Source organism: Candidatus Protofrankia californiensis, from assembly GCF_900634765.1.
Taxonomy (GTDB): domain Bacteria; phylum Actinomycetota; class Actinomycetes; order Frankiales; family Frankiaceae; genus Protofrankia; species Protofrankia californiensis.
In genome coordinates this window covers 21464-22035 of sequence record NZ_CAAAFT010000380.1, presented here as the reverse complement: position 1 = coordinate 22035, position 572 = coordinate 21464, and the positions used below count along the sequence as shown (strand labels likewise).

Below are 572 nucleotides of genomic sequence, written 5' to 3'. Positions count from 1 at the left end.
AAGCCGCCCGCGCTGTCGCCGTAGAGCGTGGAGAACCCGGTGGCAAGCTCGCTCTTGTTGCCCGTGGTGAGAACCAGATGACCATGGGCGTTCGACAGCGCCATCAACAGCGTCCCGCGGACCCGGGCCTGCAGGTTCTCCGCGGCAAGGCCGGCGAGGCCGCCGGCGCCGGCCAGCGCGCCGTGAAAGGCGTCCACCACCGGTTGGATCGGGACCACGGTGTGCACGACGCCGGTGCGCCGGGCCAGCTCCGCGGCGTCGTCCACGGAACCGGCCGAGGAGTGCACCGACGGCATCGCGACCGTGTGCACCCGGCCGGCGCCGAGGGCGTCCACGGCGATCGCGGCGACCAGCGCCGAGTCGATACCGCCGGACAGCCCCAGCACGACCGAGGCGAACCCGTTCTTGCGGACGTAGTCGCGGGTGCCGGTGACCACCGCGGCGTAGAGCTCAGCGGCGGAGTCCAGCCGGTGAGCTACCGCGGGCGCGCGGGCGACGAAGGCGGGGACGGGTTCGCCCGCCAGCACGATGCGGGTCACCGCCATCGTGGTGCCGTCGCCCGCGTCCACCGG

Annotated in this window: 1 protein-coding gene; it reads right to left on the bottom strand. The window is 73.8% G+C overall.

Annotation, left to right across the window (positions count from 1 at the left end):
* The coding region (gene nadE / locus DD1DGNOD_RS29865) for an NAD(+) synthase (RefSeq protein WP_241255849.1) at positions 1–572 on the bottom strand (572 nt) is incomplete at both ends.